Here is a 20,887-nt window from a genome sequence, read left to right on the forward strand (position 1 = left end):
CCGTTATGAAGCCAGCGATTCAAGGAGAGGATCCAGGCGATGGATTGAAGCGGCGGCGCTGCATGCCGGCCCGCCCCGCAGTCCATCACGACAGGTCGTAATACCCCAGGAACTGCTCCTGCTGGCCGACCAGCGGCACCTCGGCGGCGGCGGCTTCCGGCGCCGGTGCCTCGCGGAACAGCGCAACATCTTTCGAGGTCTCGAACTGCAGCGCCAGCACATCGGTATCCAGCACCGGTGCCTCCGGCATGACCTTCGACGACACCGGTGCGGCCAGCGCGAGGGCGCCGGTGGACAGCGTGAGCGTCGTGTCCGCGAAGCGCAGCAGTTCGATGTTCGACAGTGTGTCGCTGCCTTCCGCGCCGGCCACGGTCCACGCGCCGGTGCCGGTGCGCACGACCGTGTAGGCGTTGCGCAAGCCGTTGTAGAACGCGGTATCGGTGCCGGCGCCGCCATTGAGCGCGTCGTTGCCGCCGGCGCCTTCCAGGATATCGTTGGCGGCGCCGCCGGTCAGCGAGTTGGCCGTGCCCGTGCCCGCGAGCCAGCGCGCACCGGTGGCCGAATTGACACCGATGCTGCCGGCCAGGCCGTCGCCGCCGTACAGCCACTTCAGCGCGGCGATGTCGTACTCGCTGAACGTCGAGTGAATGCCGCCGGTGTGCGTGTACGACATCAGCGTGTGCGACGTGTCGTCCGACGCGGACGGCAGCCTGGTCGTGCCCTCGAACGGATGCTTCAGGCCGAGCATGTGCCCCAGTTCGTGGAGCAGCGTTTCATAACCCTGCGTGCCCCGCGCCAGGTTGGCGTTCATGCCGCCCCATTCGGCGTTGTCGAGATAGACATACGAAGCGGCGCTGAACTTCGTGACGACGCCGCTGCTGTTGTAGGAGTAGCCGATGCGGTTGCTGTCCAGGCCCGTGGTACCGGAGCCGGCCAGGTTGGCGTTCGCGAAGTGCACCTGCGCCAGGTTGGCGTCGGCCGTTTCCACGAAGTTGATGCCGGTGAGCTTGGTCACGTAAGACATGGCGCCCCGCGTGGCCGCCGCCTGGGCCGTCGTGAACGCCTTCGGGGCGCTCAGCAGCATGGTATTGCCCGCCTCCAGGTTGCTGGCCACGGAGAACGAATAGTAGAGGGTATTGGTGCCGGGAGTGACGTAGTTCCAGTTCGGCAGGTTGCCGAGCAGTGCGTCGATATGGTTGTAGCCGGAGAGGGTGGTGCTGGTAGCTTGTGCAACGGTTGCCATGGATGCCGGGAGCCCTTGAAACAATGGAAGAGCCCCAGTATTCGCGGCGCGCACGGCCCGGTCAACCGTGCGCGCGGTGAGTGTGCACTCCTGGTCAGAGTGTCAGTGGCCGCTCTGTCATGCCTGTTCGGTCACCAGCTTGTCGCCCACGTACACGCGGTAGCGGCGGATGCGGCCGGTCACCCCGTCCGGTCCCTGCCGCGGCGTGTAGCGCAGGCCGGCCACCTCGAACGTGGCACCCAGGTCGAGCACCAGCCGGTGCGGCGGCTGCGCCACCGACTTGCTGTAGCCCGAATGCCAGAAGTCGGTGTTCTGGCCATTGATCGCGTTCAGCGCGGTGCCGTCTTCCTTCGACGCTTCCTCGCTGCTGGCGAAGGCGATCGTCCACAGCGTCTGGTTCAGCGTCTTGCCATCCTTGCCCAGCAGCGCCAGTTCGGCGATCGCCGCGAACGGCTTGCCGTCGAACGCATCGAGCGCCTCGATGCACAGCTGGCGGCCGCTGGCGGCTTGCGCGAACGGCACGTCCTGCGTCGCGCCGCCCGGCTGGAAGCGCCCCTCGTGCACCGGTTGCACGCCCTGCAGCGCCAGGCGTGCGGTGCTGGGCGGGCGTGCCAGGTCGCGCTCCGGGCGCAACCGGTCGAGCACGGGTTTCGCCACGCCGGCGATGCGGTTGTCCTGCGGGCCGGTCAGGTCCAGTACCACGACCTCGTTGCGGCCCGCCTTGATCCACGGGCCGGGCAGGTACATCGTCTGGGTCGGGCCGATGCTCCAGTAGCGGCCCAGGCAGCGGCCGTTGATCCACACGATGCCCTGGCCCCACGTCGTCATGTCGAGGAAGGTGTCGGCGGCGCTGGCGGCGTCGAAGCTGCCGCGCCAGAAGGCCGGCCCTTTCGTTTTCCCGGCCTTCCATTGCAGCGGCGGCAGCACGCCGTCCGCATCGAAGTCGATCGCGCGGATCTCCCAGTTTTCCAGCGCGACCGCTTCTTTTCCTTTCTCCCGCAGCGTGACGGGGCCGTGCAAGCCCTTGCGGTCGTGGATTTCCACGCCGAAGTTCACGCGCGCGATCGTGTACAGCAGGATTTCCAGCGTGGTGGTCTTGCTGCGCGCCGGCAGGTTGACGCGGAAGCGGCGGTAGCGCGTGTCCAGCGTGCCTACTTCCTTGCCGTCGATGTACACCCACGCCAGGTCGCGCACCTTGGCCGCCTCCAGCGTGGCGGCCGGCCCGGCCGGCAGGGTGACGCGGTAGGCGATCACGCCGCGGCTGATGTCGTATTGCTCGATCGGCTTCGGCGTGGCATCGCGGATGACGCGCGCCGGCAGGTTGGCGAACACCGGCGCCGTTTCGGCCAGCGTGAATGCCGGGATGGTCATGACCGGCATGTGCGCCGGCGGCCGCGGCAGCGTTTCGCCCGGCGCCAGGTGCTTGCCGATGCCGGCGCGGTAGGCGTCGAACTTCTCGCCCACCCAGCCGGCCTCGCTGATCGGCGCATCGTAGTCGTAGCTGGTGGTATCGGGCCGGAACGGCCGGTCGCAGCCGCCCCACAGCCCGAACGATGTGCCGCCGTGCGCCATGTAGAGGCTGAACGAGCCGTTCGCCGCCAGCATCGCCTCGATGTCGGCCACCGCCTTGGCGGCGCTGCCGGTGCGGTGCGGCGCGCCCCAGGTATCGAACCAGCCGGAGTAATACTCGCCGCACATCAGCGGGCCTTTCTGCACCTTGGCCAGTTCGGCGAAGCCGCGCTGGGGATCGCTGCCGAAGTTCGCCACCGAGAACAGTTCCGGGATATGCGTCTTGGCCACCGCGTTGGTCGGGTTGCACTGGAACAGCGGCACGTCGAAGCCGCCGTCGAGCAGCGCCTTGCGCATCACGCGCATGTATTCCAGGTCTTCGCCGAAGAAGCCGTATTCGTTTTCCACCTGCACCATCAGGATCGGGCCGCCCTGCGTGACCTGCTGCGGGCCCAGCACGCGGCCCACTTCGCGCATCCAGCGGCGCACCGGTTGCACGAAGTTGTCGTCGCGGGTGCGGAGGAATGCGTCCCCCGGGCTCTTCAGCAGCCACCATGGCAGGCCGCCCATTTCCCATTCCGCGCACGCATAGGGGCCGGGGCGCAGGATCACCCACAGGCCCTCGGCCTGGGCCAGCCGGCAGAATTCGGCGGCGTCGCGCTGGCCGCTCCAGTCATAGCGGCCCTCGCGCCACTCGTGGTAGTTCCAGAACAGGTAGGCGCAGACGGCATTCAGGCCCATCGCCTTGATCGCCTTCAGCCGGTGTCCCCAGTATTCCCGCGGCACGCGGGCGAAGTGCACCTCGCCGCAGCGGATCTGCACGGGCTTGCCGTCCAACAGGAAGTCGTTGTCGCCGACGGCGAAACGGTGCGCGGGAGCGGCGGCGCCGACCGAGGGAAGCAGGGTGCTGCCGACGGCAGCGGCGGTGCCGAGCAATACGCGCCGGCGGGAAGGCTGGTTGGTCATGTGTTTCTGGTTCCAGGTGGATGAAGGGCGCGCAGGCGCGCCAGGCAAACCAGGCACAGCGCCGAGAAAACGGCGCCGCAACCCAGGGTAAGACGGTAATCGTGGCCGGACAGGTCCAGCAGCGGACCCTGCACGATGCCCAGCAGGATGCTGGCCGAGACCACCACGAAATCCTTGCTGGCGTTGAACTGCACGAAGCGCTCGCGCGGGAACAGCGCCATCGGCATCGACGCGGCGGCGGTCCACCAGGCGCCCGAAACGATCACGTGGCACAGGTAGATGGCCTGGAAGCTGGCGGCATCGTCGACCACCAGCGCGCCCAGTGAAGCGAGCGCGCAGTACAGGGTCATCACGAGCGCCGAGATGCGCATGGCGCCGCAGCGGTCGACCAGCCAGCCGATGGCGAATGCGGAGCCGATCGACACCGCGTAGCCGACCGCGGTCAGCATGCCCAGCGTGGCCTTCGGTACCGCGCTGGCATGGGCGAAGAACTGGTAGAACGTGTTGAACGGATTGAACGTGATGGCGGCGCAGACGAACATCGCGACCGCCCACAGGATCGGCGGGGTCATGAACCCCCTGGGCAAGCCGGGGCCACGCGCGGCCGGTTCGGGGGAGCCGGCGCTGCCGGCGCCATCGGCGGCATCGGCGACATCGGCGACATCGACCGCGACGGCGGGCGCCGGCGGTTCGCGCACGGCCACGCACATCGCCACCAGGCAGCCGCCGAAGACCAGGCCGGTGCAGGCGAGGATGGCGGACAGGTGATGGTCGGTCAGCGCGAACACCCATGTGTGGAAGGCGATGCCGGCCCCCAGGCCGACGATCCGGAACAGCGCGTAGAAGCGCCCCAGCCAGCCGAACGGCACCACGTCGTTGACCAGTCCCGTGAACAGGGACAGCGCGCACAGCGCGGCGCAGTCGAACAGGGTCCAGAACAGGCCGAACGCCGCCAGCCGGCAGAACCGCGCGCCGGGAGACCAGTCGCCCAGTGCCGCGTCGAACGCCGCGCCCAGCGCCGGGGAAAAGGCCAGCCCGAGCAGGGCCAGGCAGCCGGCCGGTGCCGCCACCAGCAGGAAGGGCCGGCGGCGCCCCAGGCGGCCACGGTGCCGGTCCGAACGCCAGCCAACGATCGGCACGATGAACATCGACAGCAGCGCCGGCACGGTCGACAGCAGCAGCGACGTGGCGGTATCGGAAGCACCGGCCACGCGCAGCAGTTCCAGGGCCGACGGCAGCGCTGCGCGGTCGCGCATGGCGATGCCCAGGTCGCCGAGCAACAGCCAGCCCAGCATCCCGGCCAGTGCGGCAGCGCCGACCGCGCTGCTTTTTACTCCTGCGCCGACCGCGCTGCTTCTAACTCCTTCGCCGGCCGCGCTGCTTTTTATGCTAGCGCCGGCTGCGCTGTTTTTGCTGCCTGCGCCGGCCTTGCTGCTTTTAGTGCCTGCGCCAGCCGGCATCGGCACGCCCGCAACCGCGACCGTCCCCTCGACGGGGTGGCGGGGCAGGGCGGTGCCGGCGGCCTGGCGCATCATCCGTTATGCGGCGGAATCCGCAGCCGAATCGTTGGAGGAATCGGCCACCGAAGCGGCGTTGCCCGCCGCGACGGGGCCGGTGGACTGGCGGATCACCAGCTCCATCGGGAACGCGGTCCTGTCCGGCGGCACCGTGCCACCCTGGGCCAGCGTGACCACGTCACCCACGGCGCGCGCCGCCAGCTCGGCCAGCGGCTGGCGCATCGTCGTCAGCGGCGGGAACACGTGGCTGGACAGGGGGATGTCGTCGAAGCCGATCACGGAAATATCCGCCGGCACCTTCAGGCCGCGGCTGTGGATCGCGTCGATCGCGCCATAGGCCATCTCGTCGTTGGCGGCGAAGATCGCCGTCGGCGGGCGCTTCAGCGCCAGCAGCTGCTGTGCGGCGGCGTTCCCGGCAGCCTGGTTGAAGGCGCCGCCAACGACCAGCGCCGGATCGACGCGGATGCCGGCCGCGCGCAGCGCGTCCTTGTAGCCTTTTTCGCGTTCGGCGCTCTGGCCGGTGCCCGCCGTGCCGGCGATGAAGGCGATGCGGCGGTGGCCCAGCGCGAGCAGGTGTTCCACCGCCATCCGCGCGCCGTTGCGGTTCTCCAGCGCCACGACGGGCAGGCGCACGGCGCGCGCGTCGTAGTGCACCAGCACGCACGGCATACGGTGCTGCTCCAGCACGTCCAGGTAGCCGTCCGCGCCGTTCGGCATCACCAGCAGCAGGCCGTCGCACAGCTTGCTCAACATGTCGACCGTGCCGGCGCGGGCCGGGCTGTCGAAGCGCTCGGCGTTGAACAGCAGGATGTCGTAGCCGCGTGCCCGCGCTTCGGCGCTGATCTCGCGCGTGACTTCGTGCAGCACCAGCGAGCCGTAGTTGTTGACGAACACGCCGATCAGGTTGCTCTTGTCGCCGCGCATGCGGCGCGCCAGCATGTCCGGCGTGTAGTTCAGCTGGGCGGCCGCTTCCATGATGCGGGCGCGTGCCGATTCCGACACGTAGCCGACGCCGCGGATGGCCCGCGATGCGGTGATCGGCGAGACGCCGGCGATTTTTGCCACTTCACTGAGCTTGCTGGTCTTGCGCATGGGGGCTGTACGGTGGCGAATGTGCTGTTCGGGAGGCCCGACTGTACCAGAGCACGCATGATTCTGGCGGGAATGTGGTCACGTTACCACATCGAGCAAAATTTCCCTCCGAACTTTATTCAATGGAGTCAATGGTTTACGTTCGCTGCGTGAAACCGCTCAATTTTGTGAGCAGTTCGATGAAAAGACTGTGTGGTAACGTGACCATAACTCGTGGCATCGAGATAACCATATAGATCGGAGACGGAGATGAACAAGAAGCTTCTCGCCACCCTGCTGCCGCTGGCGCTGGCCGCGGCCTACGGCACCCATGCCAGTGCCCAGGAAGCCGGCGCGCAGGCAGCGAGCACACAGGGAGCCAGCACGGCGGATGCCGGCGCGCGGCTGCCGACCGCACAACCAGGGGCGGACGCCTCGGGACAATCGACCCCGGCCGGCACGACCGGCGCTGGCCCTGCCGCCAGCCAGGAACCGGTGAGCACTGTCGTCGTCACGGGCTTCCGTTCCAGCCTGCAGAAGGCACTGAACCTGAAACAGCAGGCCATCGGCGTGCGCGACTCGATCGTGGCCGAGGACATCGGCAAGTTCCCCGAGGCGAACGTGGCCGAGTCGCTGCAGCGCGTGCCGGGCGTGATCCTGAACCGCGACGAAAGCTCCGGCGAAGGCCAGCGCATCTCGATCCGCGGCCTGCCCACCGAATACTCCGTCACCACGCTCAATGGCGCGCCCGTGAACACCACGTCGACCAGCACCATCGGCAGCGCCGCGCGCGGCTTCAACTACGACGTGTTCGCGTCCGAACTGTTCGGCCGCATCGACTTCTACAAGTCGCCGCTGGCCGAACTGACCGAGGGAGGCCTGGGCGGCATCGTCGACCTGCAGACGCCGCGCCCGTTCGACAATCCGAAGCGCCAGGTACGCTACGGCATCACGGCCGGCTACAACACGATGTCCGAGCGCTTCAACCCGGCCGGCTTCGCGCTGTACTCGAACACCTGGGGCAACTGGGGCTTCCTGGTCGGCGGTTCGCACTCCGGCAGCATGAACAACCGCTCCGGCTTCGAGGCCACCGGCGGCTACAACAGCTCGTTCAACGGCAGCCAGAGCCCCGTGAAGGGCAATTTCGCCGTGGCGCTGGACTACGATTCGCCGCTGGCCAACCTGGGCGGCTACACCCGCGACCAGGTCGACCGCGCGCTGCTGCCGCGCATCTACCGCTTCTACGGGTCGCAGAACGACCGGACCCGCGATGGCCTGGTCTCGTCGCTGCAGTACAAGAACGGTGGCCTGAACATCAGCTTCGACACGCTGTACTCGAAGCTGAAGAACGAGCGCGATGAAATGTACTTCGGCATCCTGGTGCGCAACAGCCGCACCACCAACCGCAACGCGCCGGCTGGCCAGAACGGCAACAACGGCTTCATCCCGCTCGACGTCTCCATCGACCCGTCGTCGAACCTGCTGGAAGGAACCTTCGGCAACACCTCGTACAGCAGCGGCGTCACCTACGCCAACGACGAGACCGAATTCGGCTACGGGGCGCTCAACCTGACCTACAAGGCCAGCGACAAGCTGACCTTCACGGCCCAGGCCAGCGCCAACAACAGCAGCGCGCTGTCGTACCAGAGCACGCTGTCCGGCCAGATCTTCGGCATCACGTCGACCATCGACTACGGCGACGACCACGTGTACCCGTCGCTGTCGTCGCCGACCAGCTACACGGACCCGAACAACTTCCAGGGCTTCCAGATCGGCACCGGCTGGACCAAGGAAACCGACAAGGGCCGCCAGGCGCGGGCCGCGGCCGAGTACTCGTACGAGCTGCCAGGCGGCTGGACCGGCAAGATGAAGAGCGGCTTCTCCTTCGTGGAAACCACCAAGGGCATCGACAAGCGCAACGGCACCGCGCTGGCCACGGCCCGGCTGAACCAGCTGGGCACCGCCGGCCTGCGTTCCGGCATGACGTCGAACCTGCCGATCTCGAACCTCGACATGGGCGGCGGCTGGCCAGGCGCGTGGGGCACCTTCGACCGCGGCTACACGTATTCCACCTTCAACCCGCTGGAATACAACCCGAACTCCACGTTCACCCCGGCGCAAAGCTTCACCGCGCAGGAAAAGGTCAGCACGGCGTTCGTGCAGTCCGACTTCCGCGGCGAGGTGTTCGGCCGCGAACTGCGCTTCAACGCCGGCGTGCGCTACTCGGAAACCAAGACCTACATCGACAACTTCCAGCAGGCCGGCGCCAACAACGCCTATGTGCCGAACGAGGAAGAGGGCAAGTACAGCAACGTGCTGCCGGCCGTCAGCGCCGCCTTCGACGTGACCGACACGCTGATGTGGCGCGCCTCGTGGGGCAAGACGATCTCGCGCGCATCGCTGGGCATCATCGCCGCGCAGACCGTGATCCCGAACCAGTTCGACAACACGGCCACCGCCGGCAATCCGAACCTGAAGCCGCAGCAGTCGAAGAACTTCGACACCAGCCTGGAGTGGTACTTCAAGCCGGGCAGCCTGCTGTCCGCCGGCTATTTCCGCAAGGTGCTGACGGATGCCACGGTGTCGACCACGCAGATCGTGAACTTCGGTTCGCTGGGCCTGCCCGACACGTCGCTGGGCCCGATCTTCCAGGATGCCAACGGCCGCGTCGACCCGAACCTGCCGATGACCCTGCGCACCTACTCGAACGCCGGCAAGCAGGTACTGAAGGGCTACGAGCTGGCTTACCAGCAGGCCTTCGACTTCCTGCCCGATCCGTTCAAGGGCTTCGGCGCGCTGGCCAGCTTCACGCACATCGATCCCTTCAACAGCCAGCGCTGGATCACCAATTCGGGCCGCGAGATCGAGGTGAACTCGGTGCCGAAGTTCGCCTACAGCACCACCGGGTACTACGAGCGGGGCCCGCTGGCGGTGCGCCTGTCGTGGAACTACAAGGGCCGCTCGCTGCATGGCGACAATCCGCGCAACAATGGCGATGACCTGATCCGCTGGCGTGCCGCGCGTGGCTACCTGGACGGCAATATCAGCTACAAGATCAGCGACAAGCTGGAATTGCGGATCGATGCGCTGAACCTGTCCAACACGCTGGCCTACGATTACTTCGAGGATGCCAACGGCGTGTACGGCAGCGGCAAGAAGACCCGGATGGACTACGCCAAGTACGACGGCCGCACGATCAAGATCGGCATCCGCGGTTCGCTGTAATGCGGCGCCCGATCCAGGGTACCGCGCTGGCCGCCGCGCTGCTGGTTCCACTGCTGGTTCCACTGCTGGCCGGCTGCGCCGGCGGCGGCCAGCCGGGTGGCCACGCCGATGTGCGGCTCATCGACGTGGCGCCCGGCTGGGCGGACAACTCCGTCAACGCCGTCATCTTCCGGCGCCACGCGCTGGTCAGCGACCGCGAGTGGCAGTTCATCGCCTTCTACGACGCCGAAGGGCGCGTGGTACTGGGCCGGCGCAAGCTTGCCGGGACCAGCTGGGAGCTGTCACCCACGCAGTACCAGGGCAATGTGCGCGATGCCCACAACAGCATCAGCATCGGCCTGGATGCCGCCGGCGTGCTGCACGTGGCGTTCGACCACCACAACGGGCCGCTGCGCTATGCCCGCGGCACGGCGCCGCACGCGCTGACGCTGGGTGCCGAGGAACCGATGACGGGCCGCGACGAGCGCTCCGTCACCTACCCGGAGTTCCATTCGCTGGCGGGCGGGGCGATGCTGTTCCTGTACCGCGACGGCGGTTCCGGCCGGGGCAACCTGGTGGTGAACCGCTACGATCCGGCCGCGAGGCGATGGTCGCGGCTGCACGACAACCTGATTTCCGGCGAAGGCAGGCGCAATGCCTACTGGCAGGCCGCCGTCGACGGGCAGGGTACGGTGCACGTGTCGTGGACGTGGCGCGAATCGCCGGACGTGGCCAGCAACCACGATATCGCCTATGCGCGCTCGCGCGACGGCGGTGTCACGTGGGAAGACAGCGGCGGGCGCAGGATGGCGCTGCCGATCACGGAGGCCGGGGCCGAAGTGGCGGCCCGCGTGCCGCAGAAAAGTGAGCTGATCAACCAGACCTCGATGTATGCCGACGGCGCCGGCCGGCCCTACATCGCCACCTACTGGCGCAAGGCCGGCGAGACGGTGCCGCAGTACCGCATCGTGCACCTGGGCGAGGGGGGCTGGCACACGCTGGACCTGCCGTTCCGGCGCACACCGTTCTCGCTGTCCGGCATGGGCACCAAGGCGATTCCCGTCTCGCGGCCGCAGCTGGTGGTCGATGAACGGGGCGCCAATGCGCTGCTGCTGTTCCGGGACGAGGAACGCGGCAACCGCGTGTCGGCCGCGCTGGTCGATATCGCGCGCGGCAGCTGGACGGTGCGCGACCTGGCCGAGGCGCCGGTGGGCGCCTGGGAACCGAACCTGGACCCGGAGCGCTGGCGCCGCAGCGGGGAACTGAACCTGTTCGTGCAGGACGTGCGGCAGGCGGATGGCGAAGGACTGGCACGCGGGGCACCGACGATGGTGCGCGTGCTGGCGTTCAAACCGAAGGAGTGGAATCGATGAAGCATCAGCTTGGGTATCAATGCAGGAACGGGTACGCGATGAAGGGCGCGCTGCTGGCCGCGGCATTCGTGCTGGCCGGCTGCGCGGCGCAGCAATCCGCGCAACAATCCTCGCAGCAGCCTGCCGGAGCGCACGACAGGGCGGCGGTGGTCGCCGCGATGGACAAGGTCAATGGCTACTGGCAGAAGACCACGCCGGCGACCGAATGGCCGTTCTGGAACGTGGCCGCCTACCACACCGGCAACCTGGAAGCCTACAAGATCACGAAGAACGCCGCTTACCTGCGCTATACCCAGGACTGGGCGGAGCACAACAAGTGGATGGGCGCTAAGTCCACCGACAGGTCGAAATGGAAGTACACCTACGGCGAAACGGACGACCACGTGCTGTTCGGCGACTGGCAGACCTGCTTCCAGGTCTACGCGGACCTGTACAGGATGCAGCCCGACCCGGTGAAGATCGCCCGTGCCCGCGAAGTGATGGAATACCAGATGAGCACCCCGAACGACGATTACTGGTGGTGGTCGGACGGCCTGTACATGGCCATGCCCGTGATGACGCGCATGTACAGCATCACCGGCAACAAGCAGTACCTGGCCAAGATGCACGAGTACTTTACCCACTCGCGCAAGATCATGTACGACGAGGACGCGAAGCTGTTCTACCGCGACGCGCGCTACGTCTACCCGAAGCACAAGAGCGTCAATGGCAGCAAGGATTTCTGGTCGCGCGGCGTGGGCTGGGTATTCGCGGCGCTGCCGCGCGTGCTGGACGACCTGCCGAAGGACGATCCGCACCGCGCCGAATATGAACAGGTGTTCCGCGACATGGCGGCTTCGCTGAAGAAGGCGCAGCAGGCCGACGGTTACTGGACGCGCAGCCTGCTCGACCCGGCCCACGCGCCGGGCCCGGAGACCAGCGGCACGGCGTTCTTCACGTATGGCTACCTGTGGGGCATCAACAATGGCCTGCTCGACAAGGCCGACTACCTGCCGACCGCGCAGAAGGGCTGGGCATACCTCACCACGACCGCGGTGCAGGAAGACGGCCGCCTGGGTTACGTGCAGCCCATCGGCGACCGGGCGATTCCCGGGCAGGTGGTGGACCGGAACTCGACCGCGCACTTCGGGGTGGGCGCGTTCCTGCTGGCCGGCGCGGAAATGGTGCGCCTGATCGATGGCGCAACGGCGAAAGGAGCCAATTGATGGAACGTCGTAACTTCATGCGCGGCCTGGCCGCGGCACCGGCGCTTGGTACCACCGCCTTGTTGGCCGGTGGCGGCGATGCACTGGCCGCCGGCCAGCCCGGATCGGCGCCGTCCTCGCCCGCCGATGCGCGCGCCTTCCAGCTCGGCCTGATGCAGCGGATGGCCGAGCCGGTGCTGGCGAACATGGCCAAGGGCCAGCTGAAGAAGACCTTCCAGCTGGAAGTCAGCCCCACCTGGGATGGCCGCGACAAGGGCGTCACGTACCTGGAATGCTTCGGCCGGCTGATCGCCGGCGTGGCGCCGTGGCTGGAGCTGCCCGACGATGGCACGGCCGAGGGGAAATCCCGCAAGCGGCTGCGCGAGCTGGCGGTGCAGAGCTACATCCACTCGGTCGACCCGAAGAGCCCCGACTACCTGCTGTGGAAAGGGCCGGGGCAGACGCTGGTCGATTCCGCGTACTTCACCAACGCGCTGATGCGCGCGCCGAAGGCCCTGTGGGAGCCGCTGGATGCGACGACGAAGCGCCGCATCGTCGCCGAGATCAAGAGCCTGCGCCGCATCGAGCCGCCGTACATCAACTGGCTGCTGTTCGCCGCGATGAACGAGGCGTTCCTGCTGTCGATCGGCGAAGAGCACGATCCGATGCGGATGAACGTGGCGATCCGCAAGATCAACGAGTGGTATATCGGCGATGGCTGGATCAAGGATGGCGAAGCGTTCCACTTCGATTACTACAGCTCCTACGTGATGTATCCGATGCTGGTGGAAATCCTCGAAGTGCTGGCCAGGCACAAGGGGCCGTTCTGGAACGGCAAGCCGGATGAGCTGCTGGCCCAGGCCTACCAGCGCATGCAGCGCTATGGCGAGCACCTGGAGCGCTTCATCTCGCCGCAGGGCACCTGGCCGCCGGTGGGCCGCTCGCTGACCTACCGCACCGCCGTGTTCCAGCCGCTGGCGCTGCTGGCATGGCGCAAGAAGCTGCCGAAGTCGCTGCCGGAAGGCCAGGTGCGCGCCGCGCTGGACGCCGCCCACCGGGCGATCTGGACCACGCCATCGAACTTCACGCCGGATGGCTACCTCACCATCGGCTTCATGGGCCACCAGCCGGAACTGGGCGACTGGTACTCCAACAACGGCAGCATGTACATCGCCTCCGCCGGCTTCCTGTCGCTCGGGCTGCCGGCCACGGACAGCTACTGGACCTCCCCGGCGCAGGACTGGACGCAGAAGAAGGCGTATTCGGGGGCCAAGTTCCCGAAGGATTATCCGGTCAACTACTGATCGTGTTCCACCGCAGGTGCAACATCAGGGGTCAGATACCGCCGGGGCGTAGCCGGGGTTTCGAGGAGCATCGCTCCTTGCCGGCGAGCACTCCTCCCTGACCCCAGCCCTTCGCTGTTGGGGTGAAATCGGACGCGGTTGGTCCGCATGCGGCACCTGCGCCGGCATGATGCCGCATGTTAAACTCCCCCGACGATCAACTCCGTTTCCCGCAGTTCCTCATGACCACGTTCAAGATCACCCCCTCGACCACCCCGGCGTCCACCGCCGACCGCGAACAGAAGCTGCAGGCCATCCAGTTCGGCCGCGTGTTCACCGACCACATGGCTGTCGTCAAGTACAGCAACGGTACCTGGCACGATCCGGAAGTAAAGCCCTACGGCCCGCTGTCGCTCGATCCTTCGGCTTCCGTGCTGCACTACGGCCAGGCGATCTTCGAGGGCTTCAAGGCTTACCGCCAGCCGGACAATTCCATCAGCCTGTTCCGCCCCGAGCAGAACGCCGAGCGCTTCAACCGCAGCGCGCACCGCCTGGCGATGCCGGCGATCCCGAAGGAGCTGTTCATCGGCGCGGCCGATGCGCTGGTCAAACTCGACCAGGCATGGGTGCCGGGCGGTTCGGGCGAGAGCCTGTACCTGCGGCCATTCATGATCGCCACCGACCCGTTCCTGGGCGTGCGGCCATCGAATGAATACCTGTTCCTGCTGATCGCCTCGCCGGCCGGCGAGTACTTCCCGCAGGGCCTGAAGCCGGTCAGTGTGTGGGCCAGCAAGGAATACGTGCGCGCCGCGCCGGGCGGCACCGGTGAAGCCAAGTGCGCCGGCAACTATGCGGCCAGCCTGCTGGCGCAGGCCGAGGCGACGCAGCACGGTTGCGACCAGGTGATCTGGCTGGACGCCATCGAGCGCGAGTACATCGAGGAAATGGGCGGCATGAACCTGTTCTTCGTGTACCGGAAAGAGGGCAAGCCGGTCATCGTCACGCCGCAGTTGACCGGCACGCTGCTGCCGGGCATCACGCGCTCGACCCTGCTGCAACTGGCCGCCGACGAAGGCTACGAAGCCGAGGAACGCCGCCTGTCGCTGACGCAAGTGCGCGAGGCGATCGCTTCCGGCGAGATCTCCGAAGTGTTCGCCTGCGGCACCGCCGCCGTCATCACGCCGGTCGGCCTGATCAAGGGCCGCGGCTTCGAGGTCACCGTCAACAACAATGAAAACGGCCCGGTCGCGCTGGCCCTGCGCGATGCGCTGCTGGGTATCCAGCGCGGCACCGCGGCCGATACGCACGGCTGGCTGCACCAGGTCGCGCTGGGCTGACCCGCGAGGCGATGTCCGGGCAGCGGCGGCGGCGCCGCTGCCGACGCATTCCTTGCCGATATGGTACAAAGCAGGACCAGTAACCCAGAAGGAGCAATCATGCCCGGCTTTAGCATCAACCTCGAAGAAAAAACCCTGTCCAACGAAAACTTCCGCGAAGTGCTGTTCACCACGCCGCAAAGCCAGCTGGTCGTGATGACCCTGCAGGCCGGCGAGGAAATCGGCGCCGAACAGCATGACGACACCGACCAGTTCATCCGTGTCGAAGCAGGGCAGGGCAAGGCGATCCTCGACGGCGAGGAACATGCGCTGGAAGACGGCGTGGGCGTCGTGATCCCGGCCGGCACGCATCACAACGTGATCAACACGGGCAGCGAGCCGCTGAAGCTGTACACGCTGTACACGCCGCCCGAGCACCCTGACGGCACGATCCACAAGGACAAGGCCGAGGCGGACGCCTACGAGGCCGAGCACGGCCACCATTGATGGCGGCGCCGCGAGGCGCCCTGCATGGAAAAAAGCGATACCGTCGAGGTGTCGCTTTTTTTTTTGTGCGATTAGCCCACCCCAAGTGCAAATTCCGGGGTCAGGGAGGAATACTGGCTTGCAGGCCAGTATCGCTTCGTCGGCAAGGAGCGATGCTCCTTGAAACCCCGACTACGCCCCGGCGGGGTGAAGCAGGGGTTTCGCGAAGCATGCTTCGCGCCTGCGCAACGGTGCTGGCATGCATGACAGCACTCCTCCCTGACCCCAGCCTTTCGCTGTTGGGGTGAATACATGCGATCGATGTGTCGGGTAACGCTTAACTAAGCGGCGTCCGTCCACTATCTCTTAAGCCAACGCCTCTCTAGCGGGAGCTCGGTAATATCAGGTAACAAGACATATCGTTCTTGCAATTGATATGCGCTACCAAATGGTTGCGCATATCATCATGGCCTGACCACTTGAAACCCGCCCCGCCATAGGGGAAATTGAGCATGCGACCCTCGTTGTTGCGCAAATGGTAGCGCTTAACAAACGATGTTAAAAAATGTTGACATTGTTTCGTGCGGCTCCTAAACTCGACTTCGCTGTGCTACCAAAAGGCAACAGATAGCACGGCAGTGCTGATAAAAACAGGAGACAGACCATGAATCATCGAACGACCGCCGGCCGGCGCGTCGCGCTCGGCTTGACCGCGATGGCAAGCCTGATCGCCCAGGCATACGCCCAGGACGCCACCACCGCTACCGCCACCAATACTCCCGCCGCGGCCGAAGCGCCGATGCAGACCGTGCAGGTCACGGGCTACCGTAACAGCCTGCTTTCCTCCGCGCGCGACAAGAAGGAATCCGTGGGCTTCCAGGATTCCATCAACGCCGAAGACCTGGGTAAATTCCCGGACAAGAACATCGCCGAATCGCTGAGCCGCGTACCGGGCGTGCAGGTGGCGCGCGACGTGACGGGCGAGGGCATGACGATCCAGATCCGTGGCCTGGGTTCCTCGTTCACCAAGATCCTGCTGAACAACTCGCCGATCGCGGTGGCGTCGTCCGGCCCCATCGACGGTGCCAACACGAACCGCGAAGTCGACCTGGACCTGCTGCCGACCGACCTGTTCACCAAGCTCACCGTCAGCAAGAGCCCGACCGCCGGCCAGATCGAGGGTGGCGCCGCCGGCGTGGTGAACCTGCGCAGCGCGCGCCCGTTCGACAAGGAAGGCCGCCAGCTGTCGATGGGCCTGACGGGCACCAAGCAGCAGATCGCCGACAAGGCCGGCTTCCGCGGCAACGTGATCGCTTCCAATACGTGGGACGGCAAGTTCGGCCTGCTGGGCGGCATCTCGTTCTCGCGCCAGCAAAACCGCACCAGCGGCTTCGAGACCGTGGGCTGGACCAACCCGAACCTGACCGCCGCGCAGAGCAATTCGCCGACCCGCAACGCCACCGGCGGCGGCAACTGGACGATTCCCGCCACCGTGCCCGCCAACGCCGGCAACGGCCTGGTGGCCGGCACCGCCATCGACCAGGCGTTCCTGCTGTCGCGCAATCCCGGCCTGACGATCGACCAGATCGACAACGCGATCGTGCCGCGCCTGGGCCGCACGATGGAGTACTACGGCACCCGCGACAAGATCTCGGCCGTGCTGGCCGGCGAATACCGCCCGACCGAAAACCTGCACTTCTACCTGGACACCATGTACAGCAAGAAGGACGACGACATGCAGCGCAACGCCTACACGTGGGCGGTGCGTAACAATGCGTCGATCCCGCTGGACATGGCCGTGGACCGCAGCGATTGCGCGGCCGGCTGCGTGGTCACCAAGGGCACCTTCGCCAACGCGCTGAACTTCATCGAGTTCGGCCCGCGCCGCGACAAGGTCGACCTGCTGGGCATCAATCCTGGCGTGGAATGGAAGATCACGCCGAAGCTGACGTTCGACGCCGCCGGCAACTGGAACCGCAGCCGCTTCACGCACGAAGCGCCGACCATCATGCCGATCACGGCGCCGAACAGCGGCAACACGATCACGTACGAGAACAATGGCGGCGTGCCGTCGATCGTCTCCAACCTGGACTTGAACAACCCGGCCAGCTACCAGTGGGTCGGCGGCCGCGTCAACATCCAGAACGAGCTGCGCGAAACGAAAACCAAGGGCTTCCACACCAACCTGGCGTGGGGCGACAAGAAGCTGACGATCCGTGGCGGCTTCGCCTGGGACGACATCAACCGCCGCATCCGCGCGCAGGACAACTCCGCCGCGTGGCAGGCCGCCGTGTGCGGCAACAACCCGAGCGTATTCCTGCAGGGCCCGAACGGCGCGCCGCCATGCGACGGCGCCAGCACGCCGGGCGCTTCGGCCGCCGCGCTGTATCCGGGCTATGGCACGGGCTTTACCGCGGGCCAGAGCGCGCCGCTGACCTACGGTGGCTCGCTGATCCCGAACGCCGCGCTGCAGAACTACCTGGTGCCCGGCCCGTACGGCCGCCTGGCGCTGGACTGGGACCGCTTCCGCCAGGATTCCAATTTCGATTTCTTCAACGACAACGCGCCGGATTCGGGCGCCTCGTCGACCGGCGCCAGCGCCGGCTTCATCCGCGAGAAGTCGAAGGCGATCTACGTGGAAGCGAACGGCGAACTGAAGCCGGCCGGCTACAACCTGCGCTGGAATGCCGGCGTGCGCTACGTGCGCACCGAGCAGCAGGTTGGCTCGCTGAACTCGGTCTCCGATCCGCGCAACGCCAGCCTCACGCTGAACGGCAGCAAGTACCCGAACATCAGCCAGTGGGTGTACCAGGATACCGAGTACAGCAACACGCTGCCATCCGGTACCGTGGCGCTGGACCTGACCAAGGACGTGGTGCTGCGCGCCGCCGCCTCGCGCAGCATGACGCGCGTGAATCCGAACGACCTGCGCCCGGGCATCAACTTCTCCGGCGTCTCGGCGGACGTGGGCACGATCGGCAACCCGGGCCTGAACCCGTACCTGTCGGATAACATCGACCTGGGCATCGACTGGTTCACGGGCCGCGAAGGCTACCTGTCGGTGACCGCGTTCCAGAAGCGCCTGAACGGCTTCACCGTGAACGAGAACATCTCGATGCCGTTCTCCGCGCTGGCCCAGTACGGGATCAACTACAACACGCTGATCCCGGCGCAGCAGGTGGCGATCGATTCGCGCGGCGGCCCGAACAACGCCACCGTGGTGATGACGCGGCCGAGCAACGCCGACGGCATCCTGCGCATCCGCGGCCTGGAAATCGGCTGGGTGCAGCCGCTCGACAAGATCCTGCCGTGGCGCGGTTTCGGCATCAACGAAACGCTCACGCTGATCAACCAGAAGGCCAGCGGCGAGGGTTCGCAGGGCTTCATCGCGCTGGGCGTGCCGAAGAAGACCAACAACTTCAGCATCTACTACGAGAACTACGGCTACATGCTGCGCCTGTCGCACACGTACTCGCAGGGCAGCCAGGTGGCCAACGCGAACCAGAGCGGCATCACGCAGGCCGCCCTGTTCGGCCGCGACTACAAGCAGGCGGACTTCTCGTCGAGCTTCGAGCTGGACCAGATCTTCGACCGCGAAGGCCTGCCGATGCTGACGTTCGACGTCGTCAACATCAACAAGGCCAAGCGCAGCGGCTACTTCCAGTTCGCCAACGCCACGATGTCGCAGTACGATCCGGGCCGCACCTTCGCCCTGGGCCTGCGCATGAAGTTCTGATGCACGCGTGACGGTTCCTCATCCGGGGACCGTCGTGCCTGCCGCGGCGGCCATTCCTTGCGGGATGGGCGCCGCGTTGCCATTGATCTCCCGCTTTCATGATCGCGCCCATGCGGCACAACAGGCACTGCCTGCGCATTGCCTCTGGAAAATGCAACTAACCGAATGCGATCATGTGGCGCTACCGGGCACGCGGCGGGCATGGCCCGCCGCCAGCCATGCCTACAGGCCCACCGCCACGGGCGCGCTGACGGCCCGTCCGCTGCCGTTCGACACCTCGACGGAATAGCGGCCCGGTGCGCGCACCGATAGCGTCGCGGCCGAGGCGCCCGCTACCGCCTTGCCATCCCGGTACCACCGGTAAGAAGGCTCGGGAACCCCGGCTGCCCGCACGGTCAGAGTCCCGTCCTGCCCGACGACTGGCTGCGCCAGGATGACCGGCGCGAGCGCCGGCTGCCAGCCGCCCAGCACCCACGCCGGGTCGCGGTACTGCGCGATCACGGCGGCGTCCCGCGTGGCGTCGAGCTGGCGCGAACGGGGATGGCGCGCGCTGGTGTCGACCGGCTTGCCATCGGGGCCGCGCGAGTTGAATTCCCAGAACTTCGCATGCGTGGCGCCGGCGCCCACGTCCGCCCAGCCGGCCGGGCTGATGCCGTCCAGCGTGGCATCGATCAGCACCGCTTCCGCATGCGGATAATTCCTGCCCTTGTTGTCCGGCAGGCGCGCGATCTCCCCCGGTCCGCCGAGTGCGGTGAAGCGGCAGCCGACGAACACGTTGCCGTGGTTCGCCCCGGTATTGCGGATCCACATGAAGGCACCCTTCGAGGCGATGTCGCAATCGCGGAACCAGGCGGGCCCGCGGCCGAGGATCGTGTCGCCGTCGCCCACCAGCGAGAAGTGGCTGTAGTAGGCGCTGCCATTGGTCTGCAGCGCATCGCCCGAGCCGCGCACCGTCACATGCGTGACGATGTTGCGTTCGCCGTTCAGCAGCAGGCCCTCGGCCTGGCCCTTCGCGGTGGTCTCGATCGTCAGGTTGACGAGGGCGATGTCCTGCACGTTGTCCGCCATGAAGGCGGCGCGGCGCGACGGGAACGTGCCGGGCCGCTCGTTGGTGGCCACGTTCAGCGGATGCGGGTTGAACACCTCGTTGTTCGCGTAGTGGATGCGCACCTTGCCGCGGTCCTCGCCGACGATCGTCAGGTTGCGCTTGTTGCGGAAATAGACGATTTCCTCGTAGTCGCCGTTCTTCACGAAGATCGTCGTGCGCTTTCCCGGCTGCGCCGGCTGGTCCGGCACGTGATCGAGCGCACCCTGCACGGTGGAGAAGTCGCCGTCGCCCGCGGCGCTCACGGTGACCAGCGCCGCATCCCTGGCCGGGCCCTCGCGCTTCGTCGTGAAGCGCCAGTCCTTGCCCGCGATGCCCTGGAAGCCGTCGCCCGCCAGCACGCCCGGATCGACCTGCACGTAGTATGTTTTGCCGTAGGCGAGCAGGTTGTGGTGCGGCGTGACCAGCGCCGTGGTGCCGCGCACGATCACCGGATGGAAGTGGAAGCCCTCGGTGAAGCCGCCGATGATCGTCAGCTGGTACTCGCCCGGCGCGGCCACCGGGGCCGGATCGACGCCGGGCGTCGGCGTGCCGGGCTTCGTGTCGGCGTTGGTGCGGCGCGGGCCGCCATAGGGGTACGGGTGCGGCAGGTAAGGCGCGCGCGGGGCGGTGCGCCCCGTCGCCGGGCCGGCCGGGATCGACAGGTCCAGCGTGTCCACCAGCCGGTCGTCGGCGGCATCGTAGATGCGGACCTGGCCGCGCGTGCCCGGCACCGGCGGGCTGTCGAACACGAGCCGCAGCGGCGTGTCCGGATTGACGCCGGTGGCGCCGGCGCGCGGCAGCAGTTCGACGGCAAGGGCGCCGGCCGCCGGCATGGCGCAGGCGAGGGCAATGGCAAGCGAAAGGGCGGTGGTGGCGGGTTTCATGGGTCTCCCTGGAGTGTTTTTCCATTGT

Annotated in this window: 12 protein-coding genes; 7 read left to right on the forward strand and 5 right to left on the reverse strand. The window is 66.9% G+C overall.

Going from position 1 to position 20,887, the window contains the following annotated elements:
* Positions 1–85: 85 nt before the first annotated feature.
* The 4 genes from EYF70_RS08620 to EYF70_RS08635 all read right to left on the reverse strand — a co-directional run bounded on the left by EYF70_RS08620 (position 86) and on the right by EYF70_RS08635 (position 6,327).
* Entirely contained in the window at positions 86–1,243 is a 1,158-nt protein-coding gene (locus EYF70_RS08620) for a zinc metalloprotease (RefSeq protein WP_131145033.1), read from the reverse strand.
* Between the two features lie 117 nt (positions 1,244–1,360).
* The gene (locus EYF70_RS08625) at positions 1,361–3,718 is read right to left on the reverse strand and encodes a beta-galactosidase (protein ID WP_131145034.1); all 2,358 of its coding nucleotides are present in this window, start codon (positions 3,716–3,718) and stop codon (positions 1,361–1,363) included.
* The gene (locus tag EYF70_RS08630; protein ID WP_131145035.1) at positions 3,715–5,253 is read right to left on the reverse strand and encodes an MFS transporter; all 1,539 of its coding nucleotides are present in this window, start codon (positions 5,251–5,253) and stop codon (positions 3,715–3,717) included. Before EYF70_RS08630 ends, EYF70_RS08625 begins: the two co-directional genes overlap by 4 nt.
* A gap of 3 nt (positions 5,254–5,256) precedes the next feature.
* Entirely contained in the window at positions 5,257–6,327 is a 1,071-nt protein-coding gene (locus EYF70_RS08635; RefSeq protein WP_131145036.1) for a LacI family DNA-binding transcriptional regulator, read from the reverse strand.
* A gap of 249 nt (positions 6,328–6,576) precedes the next feature.
* Here EYF70_RS08635 and EYF70_RS08640 point away from each other — a divergent pair, with 249 nt between their 5' ends.
* From EYF70_RS08640 to EYF70_RS08670, 7 genes are all read left to right on the forward strand, one after another.
* Positions 6,577–9,531, forward strand: coding sequence for a TonB-dependent receptor (locus EYF70_RS08640; protein ID WP_131145037.1), 2,955 nt, complete (start codon positions 6,577–6,579; stop codon positions 9,529–9,531).
* Positions 9,531–10,883, forward strand: a complete 1,353-nt coding sequence (locus tag EYF70_RS08645) for a BNR repeat-containing protein (RefSeq protein WP_131145038.1) — start codon at positions 9,531–9,533, stop codon at positions 10,881–10,883. The genes EYF70_RS08640 and EYF70_RS08645 overlap by 1 nt, the downstream gene beginning before the upstream one ends.
* Positions 10,880–12,088, forward strand: coding sequence for a glycoside hydrolase family 88/105 protein (locus tag EYF70_RS08650; RefSeq protein WP_229420761.1), 1,209 nt, complete (start codon positions 10,880–10,882; stop codon positions 12,086–12,088). Before EYF70_RS08645 ends, EYF70_RS08650 begins: the two co-directional genes overlap by 4 nt.
* The gene (locus tag EYF70_RS08655) at positions 12,088–13,371 is read left to right on the forward strand and encodes a DUF2264 domain-containing protein (RefSeq protein ID WP_131145039.1); all 1,284 of its coding nucleotides are present in this window, start codon (positions 12,088–12,090) and stop codon (positions 13,369–13,371) included. Before EYF70_RS08650 ends, EYF70_RS08655 begins: the two co-directional genes overlap by 1 nt.
* Positions 13,372–13,592: 221 nt before the next feature.
* Entirely contained in the window at positions 13,593–14,687 is a 1,095-nt protein-coding gene (locus EYF70_RS08660; protein ID WP_131145040.1) for a branched-chain amino acid aminotransferase, read from the forward strand.
* 99 nt (positions 14,688–14,786) lie between these two features.
* A complete protein-coding gene (locus EYF70_RS08665) occupies positions 14,787–15,173 on the forward strand; it encodes a cupin domain-containing protein (RefSeq protein ID WP_131145041.1) in 387 nt (128 codons plus the stop codon).
* A gap of 643 nt (positions 15,174–15,816) precedes the next feature.
* Positions 15,817–18,888 carry a TonB-dependent receptor gene (locus EYF70_RS08670; RefSeq protein WP_131145042.1) on the forward strand — a complete coding sequence of 1,024 codons (3,072 nt, stop codon included), beginning with the start codon at positions 15,817–15,819 and terminating at the stop codon, positions 18,886–18,888.
* 222 nt (positions 18,889–19,110) lie between these two features.
* On the opposite strand, the gene EYF70_RS08675 is transcribed toward EYF70_RS08670, so the two are convergent.
* Positions 19,111–20,859 carry a pectinesterase family protein gene (locus tag EYF70_RS08675; RefSeq protein WP_218943764.1) on the reverse strand — a complete coding sequence of 583 codons (1,749 nt, stop codon included), beginning with the start codon at positions 20,857–20,859 and terminating at the stop codon, positions 19,111–19,113.
* Positions 20,860–20,887 lie beyond the last annotated feature (28 nt).

This window comes from Pseudoduganella albidiflava (genome assembly GCF_004322755.1).
GTDB classification, from domain to species: domain Bacteria; phylum Pseudomonadota; class Gammaproteobacteria; order Burkholderiales; family Burkholderiaceae_D; genus Rugamonas; species Rugamonas albidiflava.